The following is a 26,292-nucleotide window of genomic DNA, read 5'->3' on the forward strand; positions in this document are numbered from 1 at the left end:
CGCGATGGGCTGCGCAGCGGCCCCGGCGATTCTGAGTCCGCCGGCACTCGCGAAACTGATTCGCAGATGTCACAGGCCCAAGGGGCCGCTGCGCGGCCCATCGCGGCCGGGTCCGCTCCTACATGGACGTGCGTCTATCGCTGGCAAGCCATGCTCCTATGCCAAATTTTTCTGTGCGCTTATTTCTTTTGTTTGGGGATCCGCACTAATTGGCTGTCGGAGTAGATGTCATGCCAGCTGCGTTTGCGCTTGTCCACCAACACCCAGAGAAAACCCAGGCCCAGGCATAGCCAGGAGGCGATGGAGACGACAAAGCGTAGCAAGGCTTGCCAGAGGCTGATTGCACTGCCATCGGCGTTCTGCACGCGTATACCCCATACCTGCATGCCCAGGGTCTGGCCGGCGTGGGTCCAGAACTTGGCAAAGAACCCGAACAGCACAAACAGCAGAATCGTCGATAGCAGGGGATCACCGTCCAGTGCGCCGGCATCCGACAGTTCGCGCAGCCGGGCTTCGCCAACAAACGCCATCATCACCAGCTTGTAGGCCAGGGTGGTGACCATCAGCAGTGCCGTGCACAGCAGGAAGTCGTAAAACATCGCCGCCAGTCGCCGAGCGAGGCCAACGGCAGGGAAATCGCCCTGAGGACGCAACAGGTGCTTGGGCATGGGGGCGGGCTCTCTTTGCGCTAAAAAAACCGCCATTCTACGGAATCGCGGGCACAAAAAAGCCCTTGCTGTTGCCAGCAAGGGCTTTTTTGAAGAGACGAATCAGCCTTCAGCTTGAACTTCGTCAGCCTGCATGCCTTTTTGGCCCTGCACAGCGATGAAGGTCACTTTCTGGCCTTCTTTCAGGCTCTTGAAGCCGTTGCCCTGAATAGCGCGGAAATGTACGAACAGATCCGGACCGCTTTCTGGAGTGATGAAACCAAAACCTTTCTCGTCGTTAAACCACTTGACGGTACCGCTCTGACGTTGCGACATAGCTTATTTCCTATGAAACTTAGAATTAGTAACAGCTTCTTCCAAATGAAAGAGTACTGGGCTGGGTTGCAGGAAAGTAAGAGACGTCGAACGGGTTGTAGCAACATCAGAGCTACTGCCCAGGTCACGAACCATAGCGACCCATGCAAACACAGTGAAGAGACTCTACGCCAACTGCGGCTGCAAAAACAAGCCCTGAAAGCCGCTGTTTTACTACCTTTTGACCTAAGTCAGAGATGATTTGGATTTGTCATTCCTGACGGTTTTTCACCTGTGTTCGAATGTTACAAAAAGGTTCGGATATGAAGCTCCGGTACTCATTTTGGTGAGTAGCGACGTAACAAAATCACGTCGCCTGGGTGAAACTTCAATGAATCAGCCGCGGTAGTAACGTTGGGCGACAAACGGCATTTTTGCGACTTTCATTGCCACGCGCTTGCCACGAACAATGGCAAAGACTTGCGTATCCAGCGCGGTATGCGCCACATCCAGATAGCCCATGGCAAGCGGGCCGGCCAAGGTCGGGCCAAAGCCGCCGCTGCACACACGGCCGATGGTGCCGCCGGCTTCATCGACGATCTCGGCGTCTTCACGTACCGGGGTTCGCTCTTGTGGCAGCAGCCCGACGCGTTTGCGCGCCACGCCGTTTTTTTGCTGAGCGAAGATTTGTTCCGCTCCCGGGAAACCACCGGCGCGTGAGCCCTCTGCACGACGAACCTTTGAAATCGCCCACAGCAGGCTGGCTTCGATCGGCGTGGTATCAGTGCTCATGTCGTGGCCGTACAGGCACAGACCGGCTTCCAGGCGCAACGAATCACGTGCACCCAAGCCGATGGCCTCGACTTCTGGCTCGGCCAACAGGCGGCGGGCCAGGGCTTGGGCGTGCTCACTCGGCACCGAGATCTCGAAGCCGTCTTCGCCGGTGTAGCCGGAGCGGCTGACAAAGCACTCGACGCCGAGCAATTGGACGCGGGCGAAATTCATGAACACCATACTCGCCACCTGCGGCGCCAGTCGCGCCAGCACGGTGACCGCCGCCGGGCCTTGCAGGGCCAGCAGGGCGCGTTCCTCGAACAGCGACTCGATCTCGCACTGGCCAGCCAGGTGCTTGCGCAGGTGCGCCAGGTCCTGGTCCTTGCAGGCGGCGTTGACCACCAGAAACAGCTCGTTGTTGCCCAGGTTGGCGACCATCAGGTCGTCGAGGATGCCGCCGTTTTCATCGGTGAACATCGCATAGCGCTGCATGCCTACCGGCAGGTCGAGGATGTCGACCGGCACCAGGGTTTCCAGGGCCTGGGCGGCAGCGGCGCCACGCAGGCGGATCTGGCCCATGTGTGAAACATCGAACAGGCCGGCCTGCTCACGGGTGTGCAGGTGTTCCTTCATCACGCCCAGCGGGTATTGCACCGGCATGTCGTAGCCGGCGAACGGCACCATGCGCGCACCCAGCTCCAGGTGCAGCGCATGCAGCGGGGTTTTCAACAGGGATTCGGTGGACATGCACAACTCCTAGCATTCGATGATGTTGACAGCCAGACCGCCGCGGGCGGTCTCCTTGTATTTGCTTTTCATGTCGGCGCCGGTCTGGCGCATGGTGCGGATCACCTTGTCGAGCGAGACAAAGTGCTGGCCGTCACCGCGCAAGGCCATGCGCACGGCGTTGATGGCCTTGACCGAGCCCATGGCGTTGCGCTCGATGCAGGGCACCTGCACCAGCCCGCCAATCGGATCGCAGGTCAGCCCCAGGTTATGTTCCATGCCGATTTCGGCGGCATTCTCGACCTGTTGCACGGTGCCGCCGAGCACTTCACAGAGCGCCCCGGCGGCCATGGAGCAGGCCACCCCGACCTCGCCCTGGCAGCCGACTTCGGCGCCGGAAATCGAGGCGTTTTCCTTGTAGAGAATGCCGATGGCGGCAGCGGTGAGCAGAAAGCGCACCACGCCGTCCTCGTGGGCGCCGGGGATAAAGCGCATGTAGTAATGCAGCACCGCCGGCACGATACCGGCGGCGCCGTTGGTGGGCGCAGTCACGACGCGGCCGCCGCTGGCGTTTTCTTCATTGACGGCCAGCGCATAGAGGTTGACCCAATCGAGAACCGAGAGGGCGTCGCGCAGATTGGCTTCCGGATGCTCGCACAGCTGTCGGTACAGCGCCGCAGCGCGACGCTTGACCTTGAGCCCGCCCGGCAGGATGCCTTCGCTGTGGCAGCCGGTCTCGACACAGTCCTGCATCACTTGCCAGATATGCAGCAGGCCGCTGCGGGTCTCGGCTTCAGGTCTCCAGGCCGCTTCGTTGGCGAGCATCACCTGGCTGATCGACATCCCCTGCGCCGTGCAATGAGCGAGCAGCTCTTTGGCAGTCTTGAACGGGTAGGCCAGCACCGTGCTGTCTTCGACAATCCGGTCCGCGCCGGCGGCATCGTCATCGACCACAAAGCCTCCACCCACCGAGTAGTACTCACGGCTGCGAATCTGCAGGCCGGCGGCATCAAAGGCACGGAAGATCATGCCGTTGGGATGAAAGGCGAGGGGTTTGCGGATCATTGCCAGGTGCTGTTTTTCGATGAACTCGATCGCATGCACGCCAAGTACGTTCAGCCTTGCGCTGCTGCGGATCTGTTGCAGGCGTTCGGGGATAGCGCGGGTATCGACGGTATCCGGGTGCTCGCCTTCAAGGCCCAGCAGCACCGCCTTGTCACTGCCGTGCCCCTTGCCGGTGGCGCCGAGTGAGCCGTAAAGCTCGGCCCTGATCTGCGTGGTACTGTCGAGCAGGCCTTCGCGTTGCAGGCCTTCGGCAAAACGAGCGGCAGCCCGCATCGGGCCCACCGTATGGGAACTGGAGGGGCCAATGCCGATCTTGAACAGGTCAAACACGCTCAAAGACATCTCGATAACCCCTGTAGTTTTGAATCTGAGCGGCCACCCGCTCAACCGCTTGAAGACAGGTTGAGAGGGCGGGCCTTACAAACAGCTTAGAGCCTTCAGGCGTCCTGGTAGCTCTCGATCGATGGGCAGGCGCACACCAGGTTGCGATCACCGAACACGTTGTCGACGCGACCGACCGGCGGCCAGTATTTGCTTTCGATCAACGACGCCAGCGGGTAGACCGCCTGCTCGCGGCTGTAGGGGTGGGTCCACTCGCCGGTCAGTTCTGCGGCGGTGTGCGGGGCGTTTTTCAGTGGGTTGTCGTCCTTGTCCAACTGGCCGTTTTCCACCGCGCGAATTTCTTCGCGAATGCAGATCATGGCGTCGCAGAAACGGTCGAGTTCCTCTCTGGATTCGCTTTCGGTCGGCTCGATCATCAGCGTGCCGGCGACCGGGAACGACATGGTCGGTGCGTGGAAGCCAAAGTCGATCAGGCGTTTGGCGACATCATCAACGCTGATGCCGCTGCTGTCCTTGAGCGGGCGCAGGTCGAGGATGCATTCGTGGGCGACCAGGCCATTGCTGCCGCTGTACAGCACCGGGTAGTGCTCTTCCAGGCGACGGGCAATATAGTTGGCATTCAGGATCGCCAGCTGCGAGGCGCGCTTGAGACCTTCGCCACCCATCATTCGAATATACATCCAGGTGATCGGCAGGATGCTGGCGCTGCCGAACGGCGCTGCGCAGACCGCGCCTTCCTTGCGTTCCATATGGCCGTGGCCAGGCAGGAACGGCGCCAGGTGCGACTTGACGCCAATCGGGCCGACGCCCGGGCCGCCACCGCCGTGCGGGATGCAGAAGGTCTTGTGCAGGTTCAGGTGCGATACGTCGCCGCCGAACTTGCCCGGTGCGCAGAGGCCAACCATGGCGTTCATGTTGGCGCCATCGATGTACACCTGGCCGCCGTTGTCGTGGATGATCGCGCAGATTTCGCGGATGCCTTCCTCGAACACGCCGTGGGTCGACGGGTAGGTGATCATGATCGCGGCCAGGTGCTCGCGGTGCTGGATCGCTTTGGCGCGCAGGTCTTCGATATCGACGTTGCCGCGCTCGTCACAGGCGGTGACCACCACGCGCATGCCGGCCATGTGGGCGGTGGCCGGGTTGGTGCCGTGGGCCGACGACGGGATCAGGCAGATGTCGCGGCGCTCGTCGCCACGGCTGGCGTGGTAGGCGCGAATCGCCAGCAGGCCTGCGTACTCACCCTGGGAGCCGGCGTTCGGCTGCAGCGACACCGCGTCGTAGCCGGTGGCGGCGCAGAGCATGGCTTCCAGCTCGCTGGTCAGTGCCTGGTAACCCTGGCTTTGCTCGGCAGGGGCGAACGGGTGCAGATTGCCGAATTCGGCCCAGGTCACCGGAATCATTTCGCTGGCGGCGTTGAGCTTCATGGTGCAGGAGCCCAGCGGGATCATGGTGCGGTCCAGTGCCAGGTCCTTGTCGGCCAGGCGGCGCAGATAACGCATCAGCTCGGTTTCGGAGTGATAGCGGTTGAACACCGGGTGGGCGAGGATTTCTGACTGGCGCAGCAGGCTGGCAGGAATCGTCGATTCGGTCCCGGCAGCCAGGGTGGCGAAGTCCGGCAGCGCAACACCTGCGTCGGCAAACAGCTGCCACAGCACTTCAACGTCGGCCTGGCGGCTGGTTTCGTCCAGGGACAGGCCCAGACGCGCGCTGTCGATGACACGCAGGTTCAGCCCGGCCGCACGCGCCTTGGCGTGCAGATCGGCGGTGGCGGTACCGGTGTTCAGGCTCAGGGTATCGAAGAAGTGCGTTTGCTCGACCGTCACGCCCAGGGCCTTGAGGCCTTTGGCCAGGATCGCGGTCAGCTGGTGAGTGCGGCGGGCGATCTGCTGCAAGCCTTGTGGGCCGTGGTAAACGGCGTACATGCTGGCGATGTTGGCCAGCAACACCTGCGCGGTGCAGATGTTGCTGGTGGCTTTCTCGCGACGGATATGCTGTTCGCGGGTTTGCATCGCCAGACGCAGCGCGGTCTTGCCGAAGCGGTCGATCGAGACGCCGACCAGGCGGCCCGGCATGTCGCGCTTGAACGCATCGCGGGTCGAGAAGTAGGCGGCGTGTGGGCCACCGAAGCCCAGCGGGACACCAAAGCGCTGGGCGCTGCCGATGGCCACGTCGGCACCGAACTCACCCGGTGGGGTCAGCAGGGTCAGGGCCAGCAAGTCGGCGGCGACGGCGACCAGGGCGTTGGCGGCGTGGAAACGCTCGACCAGCTCGCGGTAGTCGAACAGATCGCCATTGCTGGCCGGGTATTGCAGCAGGGCGCCGAAGTAGGCGCTGACATCACCCAGCTCGCGCTCATCACCGACGACCACCTCGATGCCCAGCGGCTCGGCACGAGTGCGCAACACGTCCAGGGTTTGCGGGTGGCTGTGCACCGAGGCGAAGAAGGCGTGGCTGCCCTTGTTCTTGCTCAGGCGCTTGCAGAAGGTCATGGCTTCGGCGGCGGCGGTGGCTTCGTCCAGCAAGGAGGCGTTGGCGATCGGCAAGCCGGTCAGGTCGCTGATCAGGGTCTGGAAGTTAAGCAGGGCTTCCAGGCGGCCTTGGGAAATCTCTGGCTGGTAAGGGGTGTAGGCGGTGTACCAGGCCGGGTTTTCCAGCAGGTTGCGCAGAATCGGCGCCGGGGTATGGCAGTTGTAGTAGCCCTGGCCGATGAAGGTCTTGAACAACTGGTTTTGCGAGGCGATGGCCTTGATCGCTGCCAGTGCATCCGCTTCGCTTTGGCCCGCGGCCATGTCGAGCACGCTGGTGCCTTTGATGCTGTCCGGGATGACGCTGGCGCTCAGGGCTTCCAGCGAGTCGAAGCCCAGGGTCTGCAGCATCTGTTGCTCGTCTGCCTGGCGTGGGCCGATGTGGCGGGCGATGAATTCGTTTTCGGTGCTCAGATTAACGTGGCTCATGGTGGCTCCGGGCTCAGGCTTGGGCTTTGATCAGGTTGTCGTAGGCGTCCTGATCCAGCAGTTGCGCCACGGCGCTGGCATCGGCCGGGATGAAGCGGAAGAACCAGCCTTCTCCCAGCGGGTCTTCGTTGACCAGCTCAGGGCTGTCTTCAAGCTTGGCGTTGGTTTCCACCACCTCACCCGCGAGCGGCATGTACACGCCGCTGGCGGCCTTGACCGACTCTACGGTGGCCGCTTCGCTGCCTTGCTCGTAAGCCTGCAGCTCCGGGAGTTGCACGAATACCACATCACCCAGCGCATTCTGGGCGAAGGCGGTGATGCCGACGGTCACGCTGCCATCAGCTTCAGTGCGCAGCCATTCGTGATCTTCGGTAAAACGCAACTCGCTCATGGAAACTCCTCAAGGACCAGCCGACGCTGGCAAACGCGATTGAATGCACGGCCAGGGCCGAGCTTTGGATACGAGTTCTTAAGCAAATATGCGGCCATATTTTGAAAAAGCCTTGAAAATCAATGGCTTGAACTATTTTTAGGTCGTTTTTGAGTAAGTGAGTGTAATGAAATCGCTACGGCAGAAAGGGCTGCAAAAACTGGAGTGGGATCAATGCGTTGTGAAACGGGGGCTGGGGAGGGTTGTAATGAAATCGATACGATGTAGTGAATTCGTTACGGTATTGCGGAGGAGGTTTTTAGCAGGAGCGGCGGACCGCCGCTCCTGCTATCTGTCACAGATCTATATCAATCAATGTATTCAAACAGCTTGACGATCTTCTGCACCCCGGAAACCCCTTGCACGACGCTGGTAGCACGGGCCGCTTCCGAATGAGTCACCAGGCCGAGCATATACACGATGCCGTTTTCGGTGATGACCTTGACGCGCGAGCCCGGCACGCTGGTGTCAGCCAGCATCTGGGCCTTGATCTTGGTGGTCAGCCAGGTGTCGTTGTTGCGCGCCAGCAGGGAGGAGGGCTGCAGGATCTGCAGTTCGTTGTGAACCTTCTTGACTCGTTGCACAGCGCTGGCGGCCTGTTCGGCCTGAGCCTTGAGGTCGGCACGCGGGGTCTGGCCGGCCAGCAACACGATACCGTTGAAGCTGCTGACAACGATATGCGAACCGCTGTCCAGGTCCGGGTTGGCCTTGGCAACGTTGACCGCCACCTTGGTTTCGATCAGCGAGTCATCGATTTTGCTGCCGATGGTCCTCGTGCCACGGTCATCCTCGATGGGGGCCTCGCGGGTAGCGGTGATAAAAGAGCTGCAACCGGTCAGGGTCAGGCACAGGGTCAGGGCCATCAGGCCGAGGCGATTAGGGGTCATTCTTCACTCCCGAACAATTGGCTGTCGATCAAATCGCAAAGGCAGTGGATCGCCAGCAGGTGAACTTCCTGGATGCGCGCGGTGACGTTGGACGGAACGCGAATTTCGACGTCCTCGGGCAGCAGCAGCGACGCCATGCCGCCACCATCTCGCCCGGTCAAAGCTACGACAATCATTTCGCGATCATGTGCGGCCTGGATCGCTTGAATTATGTTCGCCGAGTTACCGCTGGTGGAAATCGCCAGCAGCACATCGCCGGGTTGGCCCAGGGCGCGGATCTGCTTGGAGAAGATTTCGTTGTAGCTGTAGTCGTTGGCGATCGAGGTGATGGTCGAACTGTCGGTCGTCAGGGCGATGGCCGGCAGGCTTGGGCGTTCTCGCTCGAAGCGGTTCAGCAGCTCGGAAGAAAAGTGCTGGGCGTCGCCCGCCGAGCCGCCGTTGCCACAGGCAAGCATCTTGCCGTCTGCAAGCAAGGCACCCACCATGACCTGGCTGGCTTGCTCAATGTACGGTGCAAGAACTTCCATCGCCTGCTGCTTGGTGTTGATGCTGGCCTGGAAAAGCTGGCGAATTCGGGATTGCATGTCCATCAATGTGACCTTAAGTAGCGCGGCTGGTCGAGCGCTGTCTGACGGAGGCCAGATGCTGCCCGGCACATATAAAGTGCAGCCCGCAAAGCAAAGAGCAAAAAATCGGTGAATGAAGAGTGTTGCCTGGGGTGGTGGCGCGGGCTCAGCTGTCGAAGGCGTTCCGCACCCAGTTGAGCGGCGTTGCGGACCCGACGGTGCCTTCCAGGGCGATCACGTCGAACCGGCAGGGTTGCCCGGACCAGCGCGCTTCCTTCTGCAGGAATGTTTGCGCGGCATGGGCAAGCCGTTCGCGCTTGCGCCGGTCAATGCTGCCCAGTGCACCCCCCCAATTGGCGTGCAGCCGGTAGCGGACTTCGACGAATACTACTGTATCGCCGTCGAGCATGACCAGATCAAGCTCGCCTCCTTTGCATAACCAGTTTTGCGCCAGCAACCGCAGCCCCTGCTTTTCAAGAAAGACCAGGGCCTGCTGTTCGGCTTGTTTGCCGGACTGCTGACGCGAGGTGGCTGGCATCAGCGAGGCGTATCCGGCAGGCGCCTGACCTGCCCATGGTCGAACTCGGCCCACGGCAATTGACGCTCGATACGCTGGTTGGCGCTCATGCTCAGGCTGCCCGAGAAGCCTTCGATACGGTTGCCCGGCAGTGCCTTCAGCTGGCCCAGGCGCGGCGCCAGACCGTAGGCGTCGATGCCCATGGCGTAGAGGCGACCGAGGCTGCCGGCGGCTTGTGGCCATTGCTGCACCACTTGTTGGCGCAGGTTGTTGCCGCTGTCGAGCAGCCACGGAGTTTCGCAGAAACGGATGCCGTTCATGTCGTTGTACTGCGCCTGGTCACCCGAAGCGCTGAACAGATGCGAAGTGGCATAGACCGGCACATCGCCGGCGTACTGGAAGTTCAGGGTGGGCTTGATCTGCTGGGCTTGCTGCGGGGTGGCAGCGAGGAAGATGAAATCGATGTCCTGGCGACGCGACGGTTGCGCGGCAACGGCGCCACCGACGGTGCTCTGCAGGCTCTTGGCGCGGCCTTCGCTCTGGCGCAGCTGGAACAGGTCGGCAATCTGCTGGGCCAGGGCAACTGGCGAGCTGACGTGTTCGGCGGCGATCAGGGTGCCGCCATTGGCTTCCCAGTCCTGACGGAAGGCCTTGAGCACACGGTCACCCCATTCGCCTTGTGGCACCAGGGCTACAGCGCGTTGCATGCCGTCGGCGCGGGCGCGACGTGACACTTCGCGGGCTTCGTCTTCCGCGGCCAGGCCGAACTGGAACAGCTGGGGCGGCCCCGCCTGGCCTGCGTCGCTGTAGTTCAGCGCCAGGGTCGTAATCGGCAATTGCGGGCGAGTCGCGAGTTGTTTGACCAGCGGTTTTTCCAGTGGGCCAATCACCAGCTGCGCGCCAGCGGCCTGGGCCTGTCGGTAGAAATCGTCGAGCGAGGTCAACCGCGAGCTGTCATAGACCTCAATGGCCGGCGGATTCTGGCCGGCTTGCTGGGCCTGGTAATGGGCGGCCATGAAGCCTTCACGCAGGGCGCGGGCAACCGACGCCAGTTTGCCATCCTGAGGTAGCAGCAGGGCGATTCGGGTCAGTGGTTGGCTGGCCAGTTCCTTGAGCTTGGTGAGAGGGACAGGCAGTTGCTTGGCAGCAGGGTGATCGGCGTGCTGTTTGCGCCAGTCATCGATGGCCGCCTGTTGCTGTTCCAGGGTGCCGGCGCTCTTGATGGCCAATGCCAGGCTCATCCAGCCGGCGAGGTCATCATTGCCGGCAGGTTGCAGCTGATCAGTCGGCAGGGCGGCGATCAGGCTCCAGATGGCTTCATGGTTGCTGGCGGCAGCAGGGCCGCTGAGCAGCGACGCCATAGTGATGCGCTCGCGGGCAGCAGGCAGGATCTGGCCATCGGCTTCCAGTGCAGCGGCCCGCACGGCGTGGGTACGGATCTGCTGGTCGTCCGGCAATTTTTCCAGGTGTTCGAAGCTGGGGTGGCTGAGCGCAGTGAGGGCAGCCTTGGGCTGGTTGCGGGTCATGGCCAGTTCAGCGGCCAGGGTGTTGGCGAAGATCTGTTGAGCCGGCTTGAGCGGGGCGACCGGCACCTGCTCGAGAATGCGGGCAGCGCGCACGTTGTCTTTTTGCCGATAGGCCTTGTCGGCGGCGCTCAAGCGCAGCAGGGCGGCGTCTTCCGGCTTCTTGCTGGTGGCGGCTTGTTCGAGCAGTTGCTCGATGCTGGCATCCGGGGTACGGGGTAATTCACCCAGGCTGGACGAAGGCGAACTGGCGCAGGCTGCCAGCAGGGCAGCGAGGCAGAGGGCGGAGAACAGCCGCAGGCAAGCTATCATGAATGAATCCCGACTCGATCGAATTAACGTGCAATTGTACCCAAGCACTGGCTGGGGCGCGATGTTGCTGGCAATAAAGCCGTGATATTGATCATGGAAATGTTTCAACTGCATGCGGTGTTGCGAGTATCCCGCGCTTCGCTGATTGCCCACATATCTGTTTTGACGCTGTACAATGGCGGCTTTTGACCAACAAGACAGGTGTGTGCTGTGACTGCTCCAGGTGCTTCGAATACCACTGCCGGCACGCTATTTGTAGTCGCCACGCCCATTGGCAACCTGGATGACATGAGTGCGCGAGCGCTCAAGGTGCTCACCGATGTGGCCTTGATCGCCGCCGAAGATACCCGCCATTCCATTCGCTTGCTGCAGCACTTCGGCATTAATACGCCGCTGGCGGCCTGCCATGAGCACAACGAGCGCGATGAGGGCAGCCGCTTCTTGACGCGGCTGCTGGCCGGGGACAACGTTGCCTTGATTTCGGATGCCGGTACGCCGTTGATATCCGACCCTGGTTATCACTTGGTACGTCAGGCGCGCGCCGCGGGCGTTGCGGTAGTACCGGTACCGGGCGCCTGTGCCTTGATTGCGGCCTTGTCGGCGGCGGGCCTGCCGTCTGATCGCTTTATCTTCGAAGGTTTCCTGCCGGCCAAGTCGGTCGGCCGTCGTGCGCGCCTGGATCTGCTCAAGGAAGAACCTCGCACCCTGATTTTCTACGAAGCCCCGCATCGGATTCTCGAGTGCCTTCAAGATATGGAATCGATCTTCGGGCCGGAGCGCCCGGCATTGCTGGCCCGTGAGCTGACCAAAACCTTCGAGACGCTCAAGGGGCTGCCATTGGCGCAACTGCGAGAGTTCGTCGAAGCTGACAGCAATCAGCAGCGAGGCGAGTGTGTGGTGCTGGTGGCGGGTTGGACGGCGCCGCTCTGCGAAGAAGCGATCAGCCCTGAGGTTGAGCGCGTGCTGGACCTGTTGCTGGCGGAGCTGCCTTTGAAACGAGCAGCGGCGCTGGCGGCGGAGATCACCGGGGTGCGCAAAAACGTCTTGTATCAAGTTGCGCTGGAAAAACAGAAAGCAGAATAGACTTCTGGGTTGGATGGCAGGCTGACAAGTGTCGGGCGCGAAAATACCTGGCACTGGGGGGTTGTCAAAGTGCTATCACTGCTTTTAAAGCTTGTTCTTGGGCGTTTCTACCGTTAACCTTTGCGGCGGAGAGTCGATTGGACAGTCGCTGCCTTCTTTTGTTCCGCAAAAGAGGGGGGAGGAAAGTCCGGGCTCCATAGGGCAGAGTGCCAGGTAATGCCTGGGGGGCGCGAGCCTACGGAAAGTGCCACAGAAAATAACCGCCTAAGCACTTCGGTGCCGGTAAGGGTGAAAAGGTGCGGTAAGAGCGCACCGCATGACTGGCAACAGTTCATGGCTAGGTAAACCCCACTCGGAGCAAGACCAAATAGGGTTCCATATGGCGCGGCCCGCGTTGGAACCGGGTAGGTTGCTAAAGGTGTCCAGTGATGGCCATCGTAGAGGAATGACTGTCCTCGACAGAACCCGGCTTACAGATCGACTCTCCACCTTTTCCCTCCCTGCTCATTCAACAGCAGCGGCCAGTTTGTAATACGAAAAAAATCTTACTCTTAATAAATTACTTTAACTTGTGGCTGTATCCCTCTGAGTCAGCGCGATTTTTATTGTCATACAAAATGACGATTTGTTCATTTCTCTTCTCGTTACCTTCTAAATCTCCGATCTGTAAGGGATTTCCCTATGAGCGTGCCTTGACGGTGTGGTGGGCGCATTCCTATAGTGTGCGCAAGTGGCAGAAAGTGGCATGAAGTGGGATTTTTAGGCAGAAAAAACTGAATTCAAGAGGTCGTAGCCGTGTTTCGCGGAGCCAACGCCGTCAGTCTCGACGCTAAGGGTCGTCTCGCTATGCCGAGTCGGTACCGTGACGAGCTCGATTCGCGAAGTTCCGGACAACTGGTCATCACTGTTGATGCTGTCGAACGCTGCTTATGTGTGTATCCCCTCGATGAGTGGGAAGTGATTGAAACCAAGTTACGTGCGTTGCCGTCGTTGCGCGAAGAAACCCGCCGCCTTCAGCGTTTGCTGATCGGTAATGCGGTGGATCTCGAGCTCGATGGCAGTGGTCGTTTTCTGGTGCCGCCGCGCTTGCGTGAACACGCCAGGCTCGAGAAGCGAGCGATGCTCGTGGGGCAATTGAACAAGTTTCAACTGTGGGACGAGGATGCCTGGGAAGCTGTTTCCGCAGCGGACCTGGTAGCCATTCAACAACCGGGCGCGATGCCTGACGAACTGCGTGATTTGATCCTGTGACTATAGATAGCGGCTTTAACCACATCACCGTACTGCTTGACGAAGCCGTCGAGGCCCTCGCCGTACGTGCCGATGGCTGCTACCTGGACGGTACCTTCGGGCGTGGCGGGCATAGCCGGCTGATTCTCCAGAACCTGGGGCCCGATGGTCGGCTGCTGGGCTTCGATAAAGATCCTCAAGCGATTGCCACTGGGCAAACGCTGGCGGCCGAAGACGGCCGCTTTGTCATTGTGCAGCGCAGCTTTGCCGAGCTGGGTGCTGAAGTCGCCGCGCGTGGCCTGGCGGGCAAGGTCAGCGGCGTGCTGCTGGACTTGGGCGTGTCTTCGCCGCAGCTCGACGACCCGGAGCGCGGCTTCAGCTTCCTGAACGATGGCCCGCTGGACATGCGCATGGATCCGACCCGTGGCGTTAGCGCAGCCGAGTTCATCGCCACCGCCCCGGTAGAAGAGATCGCCCGGGTATTCAAGGAATACGGTGAAGAGCGATTCGCCAAACGCATGGCCAACGCGGTTGTGCAGCGCCGCGAAATCAAGCCCTTCGAGCGCACCGCTGACCTGGCCGAAGTATTGAAAGTGGCCAACCCGGCCTGGGAAAAGGGCAAGAACCCGGCGACCCGTGCCTTTCAGGGCCTGCGCATCCACGTCAACAATGAATTGGGCGACCTCGAGGCCGGCCTTGAAGCTGCGCTCGAATCGCTGGAAATCGGCGGCCGCCTGGTGGTGATCAGTTTCCACTCCCTGGAAGATCGCATCGTCAAACTGTTCATGCGCCGACTGGCCAAGGGCGAAGCGGACAATCTTCCACGCAATCTGCCGGTACGTTTCGAGCCCTTCGAGCCAAAGATTCGTATCCATGGCAAGGCACAGTTCGCGTCCGAGGCTGAACTGAAGGCCAACCCGCGTTCGCGCAGCGCCGTCATGCGTGTCGCGGAGAAGCTGCGGTGAGCAAGCTTTTCGCCAAGCCATTGCCAGGCGGAAGCTTCCTGATGCTGCTGCTGTTTATCGGCGTGCTCATTTCGGCAATTGCCGTTTCTTACAGCGCGCACTGGAACCGGCAGTTGCTCAACACCCTGTACAACGAACTCAGCGAGCGCGACAAGGCGCAAGCCGAGTGGGGTCGGCTGATCCTGGAACAAAGTACCTGGACCGCCCATAGCCGTATCGAGTCCCTGGCTGCCGAACAGTTGAAGATGCACATCCCCGGGGCTGCAGACGTACGGATGGTGGCGCCATGATGAAACTTGAGGGGGCGCTCTTCCCGTGGCGGTTTCGCGTGGTGCTTGGCCTGTTGGCATTGATGGTCGGTGCCATTTGCTGGCGGATCATCGACCTGCAAGTCATCGATCATGACTTCCTCCAGGGCCAGGGCGACGCACGCAGCCTGCGGCACATTCCTATTCCTGCTCACCGCGGCCTGATTACCGATCGCAACGGTGAGCCGCTGGCGGTCAGTACGCCGGTCACCACCTTGTGGGCCAACCCCAAGGAAATGCAACTGTCCAGGGACAAGTGGCCGGAGCTGGCTGCTGCCCTCAAGCAGGATCCGAAAGTACTGAGCGCGCGTCTTCAGGCGCAGGCCAATAAAGAGTTCATTTACCTGGTACGCGGCTTGACCCCGGAGCAAGGGCAGGTCGTGCTTGATCTCAAGATTCCTGGTGTCTATGGCATCGAGGAGTTTCGTCGTTTCTATCCGGCCGGTGATGTGGCCGCGCACATGGTCGGGTTCACCGACCTTGATGATCATGGGCGCGAAGGTGTCGAACTTGCCTACAATGAATGGCTGGCCGGGGTGCCCGGCAAGCGGCAAGTGATCAAGGATCGGCGTGGTCGACTGATCAAGGACATTCAGGTCACCAAAAACGCCAAGGCCGGCAAGACCTTGGCGTTGTCTATCGACCTGCGCCTGCAGTACCTGGCCACCCGCGAACTGCGCAACGCCATCACTGAAAACGAAGCCAAGGCTGGCAGCCTGGTGATCATGGACGTGAAAACTGGCGAAGTGCTGGCGATGGTCAATCAGCCGACCTACAACCCCAATAACCGCCGCAGCATGTTCCCCGCCGCGATGCGTAACCGCGCGATCATTGACGTGTTCGAGCCAGGGTCCACGGTCAAGCCGCTGTCGATGAGTGCTGCGCTGGAATCGGGGCGCTGGAAGCCGACTGACAAGGTCGAGGTGTATCCGGGCACGCTGCAACTGGGCCGTTACACCATCCGTGACGTGTCCAAGAGCGAAGGCCCGATCCTCGACCTGACCGGTATTCTGATCAACTCCAGTAACGTGGGGATGAGTAAGATCGCCTTCGATATCGGTGGCGAAGCCATCTACCGGGTGATGTCGCAATTGGGGCTGGGCCAGTACACCGGCCTCGGCTTCCCGGGAGAGCGGGTTGGCAACCTGCCGAACCACCGGGAATGGCGCAAGGCTGAAACCGCCACCTTGTCCTACGGCTACGGCTTGTCGGTGACCGCGCTGCAACTGGTGCACGCCTACGCGGCGCTGGCCAACGACGGCAAGATGGTCCCGCTGAGCATCCTCAAGACCGACAAATTGCCGGACTCCACTCAGGTGATCCCCGAGCAGACTGCCAAGACCATCCAAGGCATGTTGCAGCAGGTGATTGAAGCGCCGCGTGGTGTGTTCCGCGCCCAAGTGCCGGCGTACCACGTCGGCGGCAAGAGTGGTACGGCGCGCAAGGCCACCGTCGGCTCCAAGGGTTATACCGAAAACGCCTACCGCTCGCTGTTTGCAGGTTTCGGCCCGATGAGCAACCCGCGTTACGCGATCGTCGTGGTCATCGATGAGCCGAGCAAGGGCGGCTATTACGGTGGTCTGGTCTCGGCTCCGGTGTTCAGCAAAGTCATGTCCGGTACCTTGCGGTTGATGAATATTCCGCCAGATAACCTGGAATCGATCCCACAGCAGCAAGCAGTCGCTGCGCCGGTCAAGGGAGGGCGCGGCTAATGTCCATGCCTCTGGATAAACTCTTTCCTCAAGCGGGCCAGGCCCCGCTGATACGCGAGCTGACCCTGGACAGCCGCGCCGTGCGTCCGGGCGATCTGTTCCTGGCCGTCAAGGGCACCCGTCAGGACGGTCGCGAGCACATCGCCGATGCCTTGAAGCGCGGAGCCGCAGCCGTGGCCTATGAAGCCGAAGGCGCGAATGTATTGCCTATTACTGATATGCCGCTGATTCCGGTTCGGGGTCTGGCGGCTCAGTTGTCGGATATCGCCGGGCGCTTTTATGGCGAGCCAAGTCGCCTGTTGAACCTTGTAGGGGTCACCGGCACCAACGGTAAAACCAGCGTGACCCAACTGGTCGCCCAAGCACTCGACATACTGGGCCAGCATTGCGGCCTGATCGGCACCCTGGGCACTGGCTTCTACGGTGCGCTGCAGAGCGGTCGCTTGACCACGCCGGACCCGATCGCCGTGCAATCGACCCTGTACGACCTGAAAAAGGCCGGTGCCCGTGCCGTGGCAATGGAAGTCTCTTCCCACGCGCTGGATCAGGGCCGTGTCGCCGCGCTGGCATTCGACATCGCGGTGATGACCAACCTGTCCCGCGACCACCTCGATTATCACGGCAGCATGCAGGCCTATGAAGACGCCAAGGCCCGGCTGTTCGCCTGGCCGAATCTGCGCTGCCGTGTGGTCAACCTGGATGATGGCTTCGGTCGTCGCCTGGCTGAGGCCGGCGCCGAGTCGCGTCTGATCAGCTATAGCCTGCAAGACCCGGCCGCCACCTTGTATTGCCGCCAAGCGCACTTTGACGACGACGGTGTGCGCGCCGTGCTGGTGACCGCTCAGGGCGAACGCGAGTTGCGCAGTCGTCTGCTCGGGCGCTTTAACCTGAGCAACATGCTCGCAGCGGTCGGCACCTTGCTGGCGCTGGACTACCCGCTGGACGAAATTCTCAAGGTTACCCCCATGCTCGAAGGGCCGGTCGGGCGCATGCAGCGTCTGGGCGGCGGCAAGCAGCCGCTGGTGGTGGTCGATTACGCCCATACCCCCGATGCGCTGGAAAAGGTTCTCCAGGCTCTGCGCCCGCATGCCAAAGGCAAGCTGTTGTGCCTGTTCGGCTGCGGCGGCGACCGTGACCGTGGCAAGCGTCCGCTGATGGCCGAAGTGGCCGAGCGCCTGGCTGACCGCGTGCTGGTCACCGACGACAACCCGCGCAGCGAAGACCCGCAGCAGATATTTGATGACATTCGTCCTGGCTTCAGCGCCGTCGATGCGGTCACTTTCGTGGCTGGCCGTAGCGAAGCCATCGCCCGGATGATCGCTGGCGCTGGTGTCGATGACGTGATCGTCCTCGCCGGCAAGGGCCATGAGGATTATCAGGAGATCCATGGTCAGCGGCATCCTTTCTCCGATCTGACTGAAGCCGAAAAGGCACTTCAAGCCTGGGAGGCTGTTCATGCTTAAGCCATTGTCCCTCACTCAATTGACGGCCCCATTGCAGGGCCGCCTGAAGGGCAACGACGTTTCGTTTAGCGGTGTCAGCATTGACAGCCGTGCTATCACCCCCGGGCAGTTGTTCGTTGCACTGGCCGGTCCACGTTTCGACGGTCACGACTACCTCAATGAGGTGGCCGCCAAAGGCGCGGTCGCTGCATTGGTGGAGCGCGAAGTGGCCGGCACCGACTTGCCACAGTTGATCGTGGCCGACACGCGGCTCGCGCTGGGCCAGTTGGGTGCGCTCAATCGCGCGGCCTTCAGCCAGCCGGTGGCCGCGATTACCGGCTCCAGCGGCAAGACCACCGTCAAGGAAATGCTCGCCAGCATTCTGCGCACGCGCGGTGCGGTATTGGCCACGCGCGGCAACTTGAACAACGACCTCGGCGCACCGCTGACCCTGCTTGAGCTGGCGCCAGAGCACACCGCTGCAGTGATTGAACTGGGCGCGTCGCGTATCGGCGAAATTGCTTACACCGTCGGCCTGACGGCACCGCAGGTGGCGCTGATCAACAACGCCGGTACCGCTCACGTCGGTGAGTTCGGTGGCCCGGAAAAAATCGTCGAAGCCAAGGGGGAAATCCTCGAGGGGCTGGGCGACGGAGGCATCGCCGTGCTCAACCTGGATGACAAGGCCTTCGATATCTGGAAGAAGCGGGCAGCGCAGCATCAAGTGCTGACCTTCGCCTTGAGCAATCCGGCAGCCGATTTCCATGCCTCGAATCTGCACCGCGATGCGCGCGGTTGCCCGTCGTTCGAACTGCATGGCCCGACCGGTAGCGGCCAGGTGCAGCTGAACCTGCTCGGCACCCATAACGTGCAGAACGCTCTGGCTGCAGCCGCTGCGGCGCATGCCCTGAACGTGCCGCTGGCCGGTATTGTCGAAGGGCTCGATAACGTCCAGCCGGTCAAGGGCAGGGCGGTTGCGCAGCTGGCCCTTTCCGGCGCGCGCGTCATTGATGACAGTTACAACGCAAACCCCACCTCTATGTGCGCGGCCATTGATATACTCGCCGGCTTTTCCGGTCGCACCGTCCTGGTGCTCGGGGATATTGGCGAATTGGGGCAATGGGCAGAGCAGGGACACCGGCAGGTTGGTGAGTACGCCAAGGGCAAGGTGTCGGCACTCTATGCCGTCGGTCCGATGATGGCCCACGCTGTCACAGCGTTTGGGCCAAATGCTCGCCATTTTTCAACTCAAGCTGACCTGATCGAGGCCGTTCGCGCCGATCAGGACACCAACACCACTATTTTGATCAAGGGTTCGCGCAGCGCTGCGATGGAGAACATCGTAGCGGCGCTGTGCGGTTCCAGCGGGGAGAAACATTAATGCTGCTGCTGCTGGCTGAGTATCTGCAACAGTTCTACAAAGGCTTCGCGGTCTTCCAGTACCTGACCCTGCGCGGGATCCTGGGTGTGCTGACCGCGTTGTCGCTGGCCCTGTGGCTGGGCCCATGGATGATTCGTACCCTGCAGATTCGCCAGATCGGTCAGGCTGTTCGTAACGATGGTCCGCAATCGCACTTGTCCAAGTCCGGCACCCCGACCATGGGCGGCGCACTCATCCTGTCAGCCATCGGCGTCAGCACCTTGCTGTGGGCTGACCTGAGCAACCGGTATGTCTGGGTGGTGCTGATTGTTACCTTGCTGTTCGGCGCGGTTGGCTGGGTCGATGACTACCGCAAGGTCATCGAGAAAAACTCCCGTGGGCTGCCGAGCCGCTGGAAGTATTTCTGGCAGTCGGTGTTTGGCCTGGGTGCGGCGATTTTCCTGTACATGACGGCGCCAAGCAGCGTCGAGACCACCTTGCTGGTGCCGATGTTCAAGGACCTCACAATTCCGCTGGGTGCAGGCTTCATTGTCCTGACTTACTTCGTGATCGTGGGTTCGAGCAACGCCGTCAACCTGACCGACGGCCTTGATGGCCTGGCGATCATGCCGACCGTGATGGTCGGCGGTGCGCTGGGTATCTTCTGCTACCTGTCCGGTAACGTGAAGTTTGCCGAATACCTGCTGATTCCTTACGTGCCGGGCGCCGGTGAGCTGATTGTGTTCTGCGGCGCGCTGATTGGTGCGGGCCTGGGCTTTCTGTGGTTCAACACCTACCCGGCACAAGTCTTCATGGGCGACGTCGGCGCGCTGGCGCTGGGCGCGGCACTGGGCACCATCGCGGTCATCGTTCGCCAGGAAATCGTACTGTTCATCATGGGCGGCGTGTTCGTGATGGAAACCCTGTCGGTGGTCATCCAGGTGGCCTCGTTCAAGTTGACCGGCCGTCGCGTCTTTCGCATGGCACCGATTCACCACCATTTTGAACTCAAGGGCTGGCCCGAGCCGCGCGTGATTGTCCGCTTCTGGATCATCACCGTGATTCTGGTGCTGATTGGTCTCGCCACCCTGAAACTGAGGTAGAACACGTGTCGTTGATCGCTTCTGACCACTTCCGCATCGTTGTCGGCCTCGGCAAGAGCGGCATGTCCCTGGTGCGCTTCCTGGCGCGCCAGGGCGTTGCCTTTGCCGTGGCCGACACGCGCGAGAATCCACCGGAGCTGGCCACGATCAAGCGTGACTACCCACAGGTGGAAGTGCGTTGCGGCGAGCTGGACGTCGAGTTCCTCTGCCGCGCCAATGAGCTGTACGTCAGCCCGGGGCTGGCCATTTCCACGCCAGCATTGCAGCAGGCGGCAGCCCGCGGCGTGAAGCTTTCCGGCGACATCGAGCTGTTCGCGCGTCACGCGAAAGCGCCGATCGTTGCCATCAGTGGCTCGAATGCCAAGAGCACGGTCACCACGCTGGTCGGCGAAATGGCGGTCCAGGCGGGCAAGCGTGTGGCCGTCGGTGGCAACCTCGGTACCCCGGCGCTGGACCTGCTGTCCGACGACGTTGAGCTGTATGTGCTGGAACTGTCCAGTTTTCAACTGGAAACCACCGACCAGCTCAATGCTGAAGTGGCGACCGTCTTGAACGTCAGCGAAGACCACATGGACCGCTACAGCGGCCTGCCGGCTTATCACTTGGCCAAGCACCGGATTTTCCGTGGCGCGCGCCAGGTGGTGGTCAATCGTCAGGACGCTCTCAGCCGTCCGTTGGTGGGCGAAGGCCTGCCGTACTGGACCTTCGGACTGAACGCGCCGGACTTCAAGAATTTTGGCCTGCGCGAAGAAAGCGGTGAAAAGTACCTGGCGTTCGGGTTTGACCACCTCATGCCTGTGCGCGAGTTGAAGATTCGCGGCGCGCACAATCAGTCCAACGCGCTGGCGGCTCTGGCGCTGGGTCATGCCGTTGGCCTGCCATTCGACGCGATGCTCGACAGCCTGCGCACGTTCACCGGCCTCGCGCACCGCTGCCAGTGGTTGCGCGAGCGTGACGGCGTGACCTGGTACGACGATTCCAAGGCCACCAACGTCGGTGCGGCCCTGGCGGCCATCGAAGGGCTGGGCGCTGATATCACCGGCAAACTGGTGCTGGTCGCCGGCGGCGATGGCAAGGGCGCCGATTTCTCCGCGCTGCGAGCACCGGTCCAGGCACACTGCCGCGCTGTGGTTTTGCTTGGCCGTGATGCCGATCGCCTGGCGCTAACACTTGATGGCGCGGTCGAGTTGATCCGGGCCAAGACCCTGGACGAGGCGGTCGAGGAATGTGCGCAGCTCGCCCAGCCGGGTGATGCCGTGCTGTTGTCTCCCGCCTGCGCAAGCCTGGACATGTTCAAGAATTTCGAAGAGCGCGGCCGTCTGTTCGCCCAAGCGGTGGAGGCCTTGTCATGATCTTTGGCCTCCTCAAACCGTACCCTTCGCCGCTGATCACCGGCCGTGGCATCGACCTCGATTTCGCCATGCTCGCCGGCTGCCTGGCGCTGTTGGGCCTGGGGCTGGTCATGATCACCTCGGCGTCCTCGGAAGTCGCCGCCGCCCAGTCGGGCAACCCTCTGTATCACATGATCCGCCACCTGATTTATGTGGTGCTGGGCCTGGGTGCGTGTGTGATGACCATGATGGTGCCGATCGCCACCTGGCAGCGCCTGGGCTGGATGATGCTGGTCGGTGCCTTTGGCCTGCTGGTGCTGGTACTGGTGCCGGGGATTGGCCGCGAAGTGAACGGTTCGATGCGCTGGATCGGTTTCGGCTTCTTTAACGTGCAACCCTCGGAAATCGCCAAGGTCTTCGTGGTGATTTACCTCGCCGGCTACCTGGTTCGTCGCCAGCGCGAAGTGCGCGAGAGCTGGATGGGCTTTTTCAAACCCTTCATCGTGCTGTTGCCAATGGCCGGCCTGCTGCTGATGGAACCGGACTTCGGCGCCACCGTGGTGATGATGGGTGCTGCGGCCGCGATGCTGTTCCTCGGTGGCGTGGGGCTCTTCCGCTTCAGCCTGATGGTGATACTCGCGGTGGGAGCGGTATTCCTGCTGGTACAGGCGCAACCGTACCGGATGGCGCGACTGATTACCTTTACCGACCCCTGGGCCGATCAATTCGGTTCCGGCTATCAATTGACCCAGGCGCTGATTGCCTTCGGCCGTGGCGAATGGCTGGGCGTTGGCCTGGGCAACAGCGTGCAGAAGCAGTTCTACCTGCCGGAAGCGCATACCGACTTCGTGTTCTCTGTGTTGGCCGAAGAGCTGGGCGTCTTCGGTTCGCTGGCCACGGTGGCGCTGTTCGTGTTCGTCAGCGTGCGGGCCATGTATATCGGCCTGTGGGCCGAGCGGGCCCGGCAATTCTTCGCCGCCTACATGGCTTACGGCCTGGCCTTCCTGTGGATCGGCCAATTCTTGATCAACATCGGTGTGAACGTCGGCCTCCTGCCGACCAAGGGCCTGACCTTGCCGTTTCTCAGCTACGGAGGCAGCTCGCTGGTTATCTGCTGCATTTGCCTCGGGTTGTTGCTGCGGATCGAATGGGAGAGTCGCACCCACCTGGGCAGCGAAGAGACGGAGTTCAGCGAAAGCGACTTCGCCGAGGAGCCAGCTCATGGGCGCTAATGTACTGATCATGGCCGGTGGTACTGGCGGGCATGTATTCCCGGCGCTGGCGTGTGCCGGCGAATTCCAGGCGCGTGGTTATACCGTGCACTGGCTGGGAACTCCGCGTGGCATCGAAAACGAACTGGTGCCCCAGGCCGGGCTGCAACTGCACCTGATCAACGTCGCCGGCCTGCGCGGCAAGAGCAAGCTGTCCCTGCTCAAGGCGCCGTTCACGCTGATCAAGGCAGTGATGCAGGCCCGTCGCATCATTCGTCAGCTCAAGCCTGCCTGCGTCGTCGGCTTCGGTGGCTATGTCACTGGCCCCGGTGGCGTGGCGGCAAAACTGTGCGGCGTGCCAGTGGTCATCCACGAGCAGAACGCTCGCGCCGGTACCGCCAACCGCATGCTGGTGCCGCTGGCAGCGCGTGTTTGCGAAGCCTTTCCCGACACCTTTTCCGGTTCCGGCAAGCGCCGCACCACGGGTAACCCGGTGCGCGGCGAACTGTTTCTGCAAACCCCTCGCCAGTCCCTCGCCGGGCGCAAGCCGCGGCTGTTGGTGCTGGGTGGCAGCCTGGGTGCCGAACCCTTGAACAAGCTGTTGCCACAAGCGCTGGCCAGGGTCCCGGAGCATCTGCGTCCCGAGGTGTTCCACCAGGCTGGCAAGAAACACGATGAAATCACCGCGCAGCGTTACAAGGACGCCGGTGTCGAGGCGCAGGTCGCGCCCTTTATCAAGGACATGGCCCAAGCCTATGGCTGGGCCGATCTGGTGGTCTGCCGTGCAGGTGCGTTGACGGTCAGCGAACTGGCCGCTGCCGGCCTGCCGTCGGTGCTGGTGCCTTTGCCCCATGCGATCGACGACCACCAGACCCACAACGCCAACTATCTGGCTCGTGAAGGTGCTGCCTTCCTGATGCCGCAAGCGACAACTGGCGCAGCCGAACTGGCTGACCGCCTGAACGAGGTGCTGATGCAACCGGAAAAACTCAACACCATGGCCACGACCGCACGGCGCCTGGCCAAACCTGATGCCACCCGCACCGTGGTCGAAATCTGCCTGGAGGTGGCCCATGGTTGAACATCAAAAAGCCATGCCTCAGCCTGAAATGCGCCGCATCCGCCATATCCACTTCGTGGGGATCGGTGGCGTGGGCATGTGCGGCATCGCCGAAGTATTGCTGAACCTGGGCTATGCCGTGTCGGGCTCGGACCTCAAGGCCTCGCCTGTGACCGAGCGCCTGGAGTCGTTCGGCGCCGAGATCTTCATCGGCCACCGCGCGGAAAACGCCGCCAGCGCTGACGTGCTGGTGGTATCCAGTGCGGTCAACACCTCCAACCCGGAAGTCGCCAACGCGCTGGAGCGCCGTATCCCAGTGGTGCCGCGTGCCGAAATGCTCGCCGAGCTGATGCGCTATCGCCACGGCATCGCGGTCGCCGGTACCCACGGCAAGACCACCACCACCAGCCTGTTGGCCTCGGTGTTCGCCGCGGGCGGCCTGGACCCGACCTTTGTGATCGGTGGTCGTCTGAACGCTGCCGGCACCAACGCCCAGCTGGGCACCAGCCGCTACCTGATCGCCGAAGCCGACGAGAGCGACGCCAGCTTCCTGCACCTGCAGCCGCTGGTGGCCGTGGTCACCAACATCGACGCCGACCACATGGCGACCTATGAAGGCGACTTCAACAAACTGAAGAAAACCTTCGTCGAATTCCTTCACAACCTGCCGTTCTATGGTCTGGCCGTGATGTGCCTGGACGACCCGGTCGTGCGCGAGATTCTGCCGCAGGTCAAGCGCCCGACCGTGACCTACGGCGTCAGCGAAGAAGCTGACGTGCGTGCGATCAATATTCGCCAGGAAGGCATGCTGACCCACTTCACCGTGCTGCGTCGCGACCGCGCACCGTTGAACGTGTCGGTGAACATGCCGGGTAACCACAACGTGCTCAATTCGCTGGCGACCATCGCCATTGCCACCGATGAAGGCATCAGCGACGAAGCCATCGTCCAGGGCCTGTCGGGCTTCCAGGGCGTGGGCCGGCGCTTCCAGGTCTACGGCGAACTGCCGGTCGAGAACGGCAGCGTGATGCTGGTCGACGACTACGGTCATCACCCGCGTGAAGTGGCCGCCGTCATCAATGCCGTTCGCGGTGGCTGGCCGGACCGCCGTCTGGTGATGGTCTATCAGCCGCACCGTTACAGCCGCACCCGTGATCTGTACGACGACTTCGTACAGGTATTGGCCGATGCCAACGTGCTGCTGCTGATGGAGGTCTACCCGGCCGGCGAAGAGCCGATCCCTGGTGCAGACAGCCGTCAGCTGTGCCACAGCATCCGTCAGCGTGGTCAATTGGACCCGATCTACATCGAGCGCGGCATCGAGCTGGCGCCGCTGGTCAAGCCACTGCTGCGTGCCGGCGACATCCTGCTGTGCCAGGGCGCGGGCGACATCGGCGGGCTTGCACCGCAATTACTGAAAAGTCCGTTGTTCGCTGGGGCAGTAGCCGCCAGTCAGGGGAAAGCGAAATGACTGCTGCCTACGCCAAGCTGTTCTCGACCATCGCACCGAAGGATTTCGGTCGCGTCGCCGTGCTGTACGGTGGCAAGAGCGCCGAGCGCGAAGTCTCGCTCAAGTCCGGCAGGGCCGTGATCGAAGCGCTGAACTCGGCTGGTGTCGACGTGGTTGCCATTGATGTCGGCGATGACCTGCTGCAACGCCTGCTCGCTGAGAAGATCGACCGCGCCTTTATCATCCTCCACGGCCGTGGCGGTGAAGATGGCAGCATGCAGGGTCTGCTCGAGTGCCTGGGCATCCCTTACACCGGTAGCGGCATCCTCGCCTCGGCGCTGGCCATGGACAAGCTGCGGACCAAGCAGGTCTGGCAAAGCCTGGGCATCCCGACGCCAATGCATGCGGTACTGGCCAGCGAAGCCGACTGTATTTCTGCGGGCGCGGAACTGGGCTTTCCTTTGATCGTCAAACCGGCCCATGAAGGTTCCAGTATCGGTATGGCCAAGGTGAGCGACGTAGATGCATTGATCGCTGCCTGGAAGGACGCCGCCACCTACGATTCGCAAGTGTTGGTCGAACAATGGATTCAAGGTCCGGAGTTCACCGTCGCGACCCTGCGTGACCAGGTTCTGCCGCCCATCGCCCTCGGCACCCCTCATTCGTTCTACGACTACGACGCCAAGTACCTGGCGTCCGATACCCAGTACCGCATTCCCTGCGGCCTGGACAGCACCAAGGAACAAGAACTGATCGACCTGACCGCACGCGCCTGCGAAGCGGTCGGCATCAGCGGCTGGGGCCGCGTGGATGTCATGCAGGACGCTCAAGGCAAGTTCTGGCTGCTGGAAGTGAACACCGCACCAGGCATGACCGATCACAGCCTGGTCCCCATGGCAGCACGTGCAGCCGGCCTTGATTTCCAGCAGTTGGTACTGGCGATCCTGGCGGCCAGCGTCGAGGCGCGAGGTTAATC

Annotated in this window: 23 protein-coding genes and 1 other RNA gene; 14 read left to right on the forward strand and 10 right to left on the reverse strand. The window is 61.7% G+C overall.

From position 1 onward, the window contains the following. Nucleotides 1-179: 179 nt before the first annotated feature. From GUY40_RS11600 to GUY40_RS11640, 10 genes are all read right to left on the reverse strand, one after another. The gene (locus GUY40_RS11600) at nucleotides 180-668 is read right to left on the reverse strand and encodes an RDD family protein (protein WP_166569089.1); all 489 of its coding nucleotides are present in this window, start codon (nucleotides 666-668) and stop codon (nucleotides 180-182) included. Nucleotides 669-770: 102 nt separating this feature from the next. Beyond that, a complete protein-coding gene (locus tag GUY40_RS11605) occupies nucleotides 771-983 on the reverse strand; it encodes a cold-shock protein (protein ID WP_007931076.1) in 213 nt (70 codons plus the stop codon). A gap of 375 nt (nucleotides 984-1,358) precedes the next feature. After that, entirely contained in the window at nucleotides 1,359-2,483 is a 1,125-nt protein-coding gene (gene gcvT, locus GUY40_RS27990) for a glycine cleavage system aminomethyltransferase GcvT (RefSeq protein ID WP_178117781.1), read from the reverse strand. Nucleotides 2,484-2,492: 9 nt separating this feature from the next. Then, the gene (locus tag GUY40_RS27995) at nucleotides 2,493-3,869 is read right to left on the reverse strand and encodes an L-serine ammonia-lyase (protein WP_178117782.1); all 1,377 of its coding nucleotides are present in this window, start codon (nucleotides 3,867-3,869) and stop codon (nucleotides 2,493-2,495) included. Between the two features lie 95 nt (nucleotides 3,870-3,964). Continuing rightward, nucleotides 3,965-6,826 (reverse strand): aminomethyl-transferring glycine dehydrogenase, encoded by a 2,862-nt coding sequence (gene gcvP, locus GUY40_RS11615; RefSeq protein ID WP_166569090.1) that lies wholly within the window; start codon nucleotides 6,824-6,826, stop codon nucleotides 3,965-3,967. 13 nt (nucleotides 6,827-6,839) lie between these two features. After that, nucleotides 6,840-7,217 carry a glycine cleavage system protein GcvH gene (gcvH, locus tag GUY40_RS11620; RefSeq protein WP_166569091.1) on the reverse strand — a complete coding sequence of 126 codons (378 nt, stop codon included), beginning with the start codon at nucleotides 7,215-7,217 and terminating at the stop codon, nucleotides 6,840-6,842. Between the two features lie 347 nt (nucleotides 7,218-7,564). Continuing rightward, entirely contained in the window at nucleotides 7,565-8,143 is a 579-nt protein-coding gene (locus GUY40_RS11625; RefSeq protein ID WP_166569092.1) for a BON domain-containing protein, read from the reverse strand. Next, a complete protein-coding gene (locus GUY40_RS11630) occupies nucleotides 8,140-8,733 on the reverse strand; it encodes a phosphoheptose isomerase (protein WP_166569093.1) in 594 nt (197 codons plus the stop codon). The genes GUY40_RS11625 and GUY40_RS11630 overlap by 4 nt, the downstream gene beginning before the upstream one ends. A gap of 142 nt (nucleotides 8,734-8,875) precedes the next feature. Beyond that, nucleotides 8,876-9,247 carry a YraN family protein gene (locus tag GUY40_RS11635; RefSeq protein ID WP_166569094.1) on the reverse strand — a complete coding sequence of 124 codons (372 nt, stop codon included), beginning with the start codon at nucleotides 9,245-9,247 and terminating at the stop codon, nucleotides 8,876-8,878. After that, nucleotides 9,247-11,061, reverse strand: a complete 1,815-nt coding sequence (locus GUY40_RS11640) for a penicillin-binding protein activator (RefSeq protein ID WP_166569095.1) — start codon at nucleotides 11,059-11,061, stop codon at nucleotides 9,247-9,249. Before GUY40_RS11640 ends, GUY40_RS11635 begins: the two co-directional genes overlap by 1 nt. A 210-nt stretch (nucleotides 11,062-11,271) precedes the next feature. Between GUY40_RS11640 and rsmI the strand changes: the two genes are divergently transcribed. From rsmI to GUY40_RS11710, 14 genes are all read left to right on the forward strand, one after another. Continuing rightward, nucleotides 11,272-12,144 carry a 16S rRNA (cytidine(1402)-2'-O)-methyltransferase gene (gene rsmI / locus GUY40_RS11645; protein ID WP_371924789.1) on the forward strand — a complete coding sequence of 291 codons (873 nt, stop codon included), beginning with the start codon at nucleotides 11,272-11,274 and terminating at the stop codon, nucleotides 12,142-12,144. Between the two features lie 129 nt (nucleotides 12,145-12,273). Then, an RNA gene (gene rnpB / locus GUY40_RS11650) (RNase P RNA component class A) lies at nucleotides 12,274-12,633 on the forward strand. A gap of 306 nt (nucleotides 12,634-12,939) precedes the next feature. Then, nucleotides 12,940-13,395, forward strand: coding sequence for a division/cell wall cluster transcriptional repressor MraZ (gene mraZ, locus GUY40_RS11655; protein ID WP_166569097.1), 456 nt, complete (start codon nucleotides 12,940-12,942; stop codon nucleotides 13,393-13,395). Continuing rightward, nucleotides 13,392-14,339, forward strand: coding sequence for a 16S rRNA (cytosine(1402)-N(4))-methyltransferase RsmH (rsmH, locus tag GUY40_RS11660; protein ID WP_166569098.1), 948 nt, complete (start codon nucleotides 13,392-13,394; stop codon nucleotides 14,337-14,339). Before mraZ ends, rsmH begins: the two co-directional genes overlap by 4 nt. Further along, nucleotides 14,336-14,629 carry a cell division protein FtsL gene (gene ftsL / locus GUY40_RS11665; protein ID WP_166569099.1) on the forward strand — a complete coding sequence of 98 codons (294 nt, stop codon included), beginning with the start codon at nucleotides 14,336-14,338 and terminating at the stop codon, nucleotides 14,627-14,629. Before rsmH ends, ftsL begins: the two co-directional genes overlap by 4 nt. Next, on the forward strand, nucleotides 14,629-16,359 hold the full coding sequence (locus tag GUY40_RS11670) for a penicillin-binding protein 2 (protein ID WP_166569189.1): 1,731 nt from the start codon (nucleotides 14,629-14,631) through the stop codon (nucleotides 16,357-16,359). Before ftsL ends, GUY40_RS11670 begins: the two co-directional genes overlap by 1 nt. After that, complete coding sequence (locus GUY40_RS11675; protein ID WP_166569100.1) at nucleotides 16,359-17,822, forward strand: UDP-N-acetylmuramoyl-L-alanyl-D-glutamate--2,6-diaminopimelate ligase; 1,464 nt, start codon at nucleotides 16,359-16,361, stop codon at nucleotides 17,820-17,822. Before GUY40_RS11670 ends, GUY40_RS11675 begins: the two co-directional genes overlap by 1 nt. Next, the gene (gene murF, locus GUY40_RS11680) at nucleotides 17,815-19,182 is read left to right on the forward strand and encodes a UDP-N-acetylmuramoyl-tripeptide--D-alanyl-D-alanine ligase (protein WP_166569101.1); all 1,368 of its coding nucleotides are present in this window, start codon (nucleotides 17,815-17,817) and stop codon (nucleotides 19,180-19,182) included. Before GUY40_RS11675 ends, murF begins: the two co-directional genes overlap by 8 nt. After that, nucleotides 19,182-20,264 (forward strand): phospho-N-acetylmuramoyl-pentapeptide-transferase, encoded by a 1,083-nt coding sequence (mraY, locus tag GUY40_RS11685; RefSeq protein WP_166569102.1) that lies wholly within the window; start codon nucleotides 19,182-19,184, stop codon nucleotides 20,262-20,264. The genes murF and mraY overlap by 1 nt, the downstream gene beginning before the upstream one ends. Nucleotides 20,265-20,269: 5 nt before the next feature. Then, nucleotides 20,270-21,616, forward strand: a complete 1,347-nt coding sequence (gene murD / locus GUY40_RS11690; protein ID WP_166569103.1) for a UDP-N-acetylmuramoyl-L-alanine--D-glutamate ligase — start codon at nucleotides 20,270-20,272, stop codon at nucleotides 21,614-21,616. Further along, nucleotides 21,613-22,827, forward strand: coding sequence for a putative lipid II flippase FtsW (gene ftsW / locus GUY40_RS11695; protein ID WP_166569104.1), 1,215 nt, complete (start codon nucleotides 21,613-21,615; stop codon nucleotides 22,825-22,827). Before murD ends, ftsW begins: the two co-directional genes overlap by 4 nt. Continuing rightward, complete coding sequence (murG, locus tag GUY40_RS11700; RefSeq protein WP_166569105.1) at nucleotides 22,817-23,887, forward strand: undecaprenyldiphospho-muramoylpentapeptide beta-N-acetylglucosaminyltransferase; 1,071 nt, start codon at nucleotides 22,817-22,819, stop codon at nucleotides 23,885-23,887. The genes ftsW and murG overlap by 11 nt, the downstream gene beginning before the upstream one ends. Then, nucleotides 23,880-25,337 (forward strand): UDP-N-acetylmuramate--L-alanine ligase, encoded by a 1,458-nt coding sequence (gene murC / locus GUY40_RS11705; protein ID WP_166569106.1) that lies wholly within the window; start codon nucleotides 23,880-23,882, stop codon nucleotides 25,335-25,337. Before murG ends, murC begins: the two co-directional genes overlap by 8 nt. Beyond that, entirely contained in the window at nucleotides 25,334-26,290 is a 957-nt protein-coding gene (locus GUY40_RS11710) for a D-alanine--D-alanine ligase (RefSeq protein ID WP_166569107.1), read from the forward strand. Before murC ends, GUY40_RS11710 begins: the two co-directional genes overlap by 4 nt. Nucleotides 26,291-26,292: the final 2 nt, after the last annotated feature.

Origin of the sequence: Pseudomonas sp. R5(2019) (assembly GCF_009905435.1) — a bacterium.
Lineage (GTDB): Bacteria > Pseudomonadota > Gammaproteobacteria > Pseudomonadales > Pseudomonadaceae > Aquipseudomonas.

What these genes read in the sequence shown, in the direction of transcription:
- GUY40_RS11600 (WP_166569089.1), bottom strand. Translation starts at nt 668, where the DNA reads ATGCCCAAGCACCTGTTGCGTCCTCAGGGCGATTTCCCTGCCGTTGGC.
- GUY40_RS11605 (WP_007931076.1), bottom strand. Translation starts at nt 983, where the DNA reads ATGTCGCAACGTCAGAGCGGTACCGTCAAGTGGTTTAACGACGAGAAA.
- gcvT (WP_178117781.1), bottom strand. Translation starts at nt 2,483, where the DNA reads ATGTCCACCGAATCCCTGTTGAAAACCCCGCTGCATGCGCTGCACCTG.
- GUY40_RS27995 (WP_178117782.1), bottom strand. Translation starts at nt 3,869, where the DNA reads ATGTCTTTGAGCGTGTTTGACCTGTTCAAGATCGGCATTGGCCCCTCC.
- gcvP (WP_166569090.1), bottom strand. Translation starts at nt 6,826, where the DNA reads ATGAGCCACGTTAATCTGAGCACCGAAAACGAATTCATCGCCCGCCAC.
- gcvH (WP_166569091.1), bottom strand. Translation starts at nt 7,217, where the DNA reads ATGAGCGAGTTGCGTTTTACCGAAGATCACGAATGGCTGCGCACTGAA.
- GUY40_RS11625 (WP_166569092.1), bottom strand. Translation starts at nt 8,143, where the DNA reads ATGACCCCTAATCGCCTCGGCCTGATGGCCCTGACCCTGTGCCTGACC.
- GUY40_RS11630 (WP_166569093.1), bottom strand. Translation starts at nt 8,733, where the DNA reads ATGGACATGCAATCCCGAATTCGCCAGCTTTTCCAGGCCAGCATCAAC.
- GUY40_RS11635 (WP_166569094.1), bottom strand. Translation starts at nt 9,247, where the DNA reads ATGCCAGCCACCTCGCGTCAGCAGTCCGGCAAACAAGCCGAACAGCAG.
- GUY40_RS11640 (WP_166569095.1), bottom strand. Translation starts at nt 11,061, where the DNA reads ATGATAGCTTGCCTGCGGCTGTTCTCCGCCCTCTGCCTCGCTGCCCTG.
- GUY40_RS11670 (WP_166569189.1), top strand. Translation starts at nt 14,629, where the DNA reads ATGAAACTTGAGGGGGCGCTCTTCCCGTGGCGGTTTCGCGTGGTGCTT.
- GUY40_RS11675 (WP_166569100.1), top strand. Translation starts at nt 16,359, where the DNA reads ATGTCCATGCCTCTGGATAAACTCTTTCCTCAAGCGGGCCAGGCCCCG.
- murF (WP_166569101.1), top strand. Translation starts at nt 17,815, where the DNA reads ATGCTTAAGCCATTGTCCCTCACTCAATTGACGGCCCCATTGCAGGGC.
- mraY (WP_166569102.1), top strand. Translation starts at nt 19,182, where the DNA reads ATGCTGCTGCTGCTGGCTGAGTATCTGCAACAGTTCTACAAAGGCTTC.
- ftsW (WP_166569104.1), top strand. Translation starts at nt 21,613, where the DNA reads ATGATCTTTGGCCTCCTCAAACCGTACCCTTCGCCGCTGATCACCGGC.
- murG (WP_166569105.1), top strand. Translation starts at nt 22,817, where the DNA reads ATGGGCGCTAATGTACTGATCATGGCCGGTGGTACTGGCGGGCATGTA.
- murC (WP_166569106.1), top strand. Translation starts at nt 23,880, where the DNA reads ATGGTTGAACATCAAAAAGCCATGCCTCAGCCTGAAATGCGCCGCATC.
- GUY40_RS11710 (WP_166569107.1), top strand. Translation starts at nt 25,334, where the DNA reads ATGACTGCTGCCTACGCCAAGCTGTTCTCGACCATCGCACCGAAGGAT.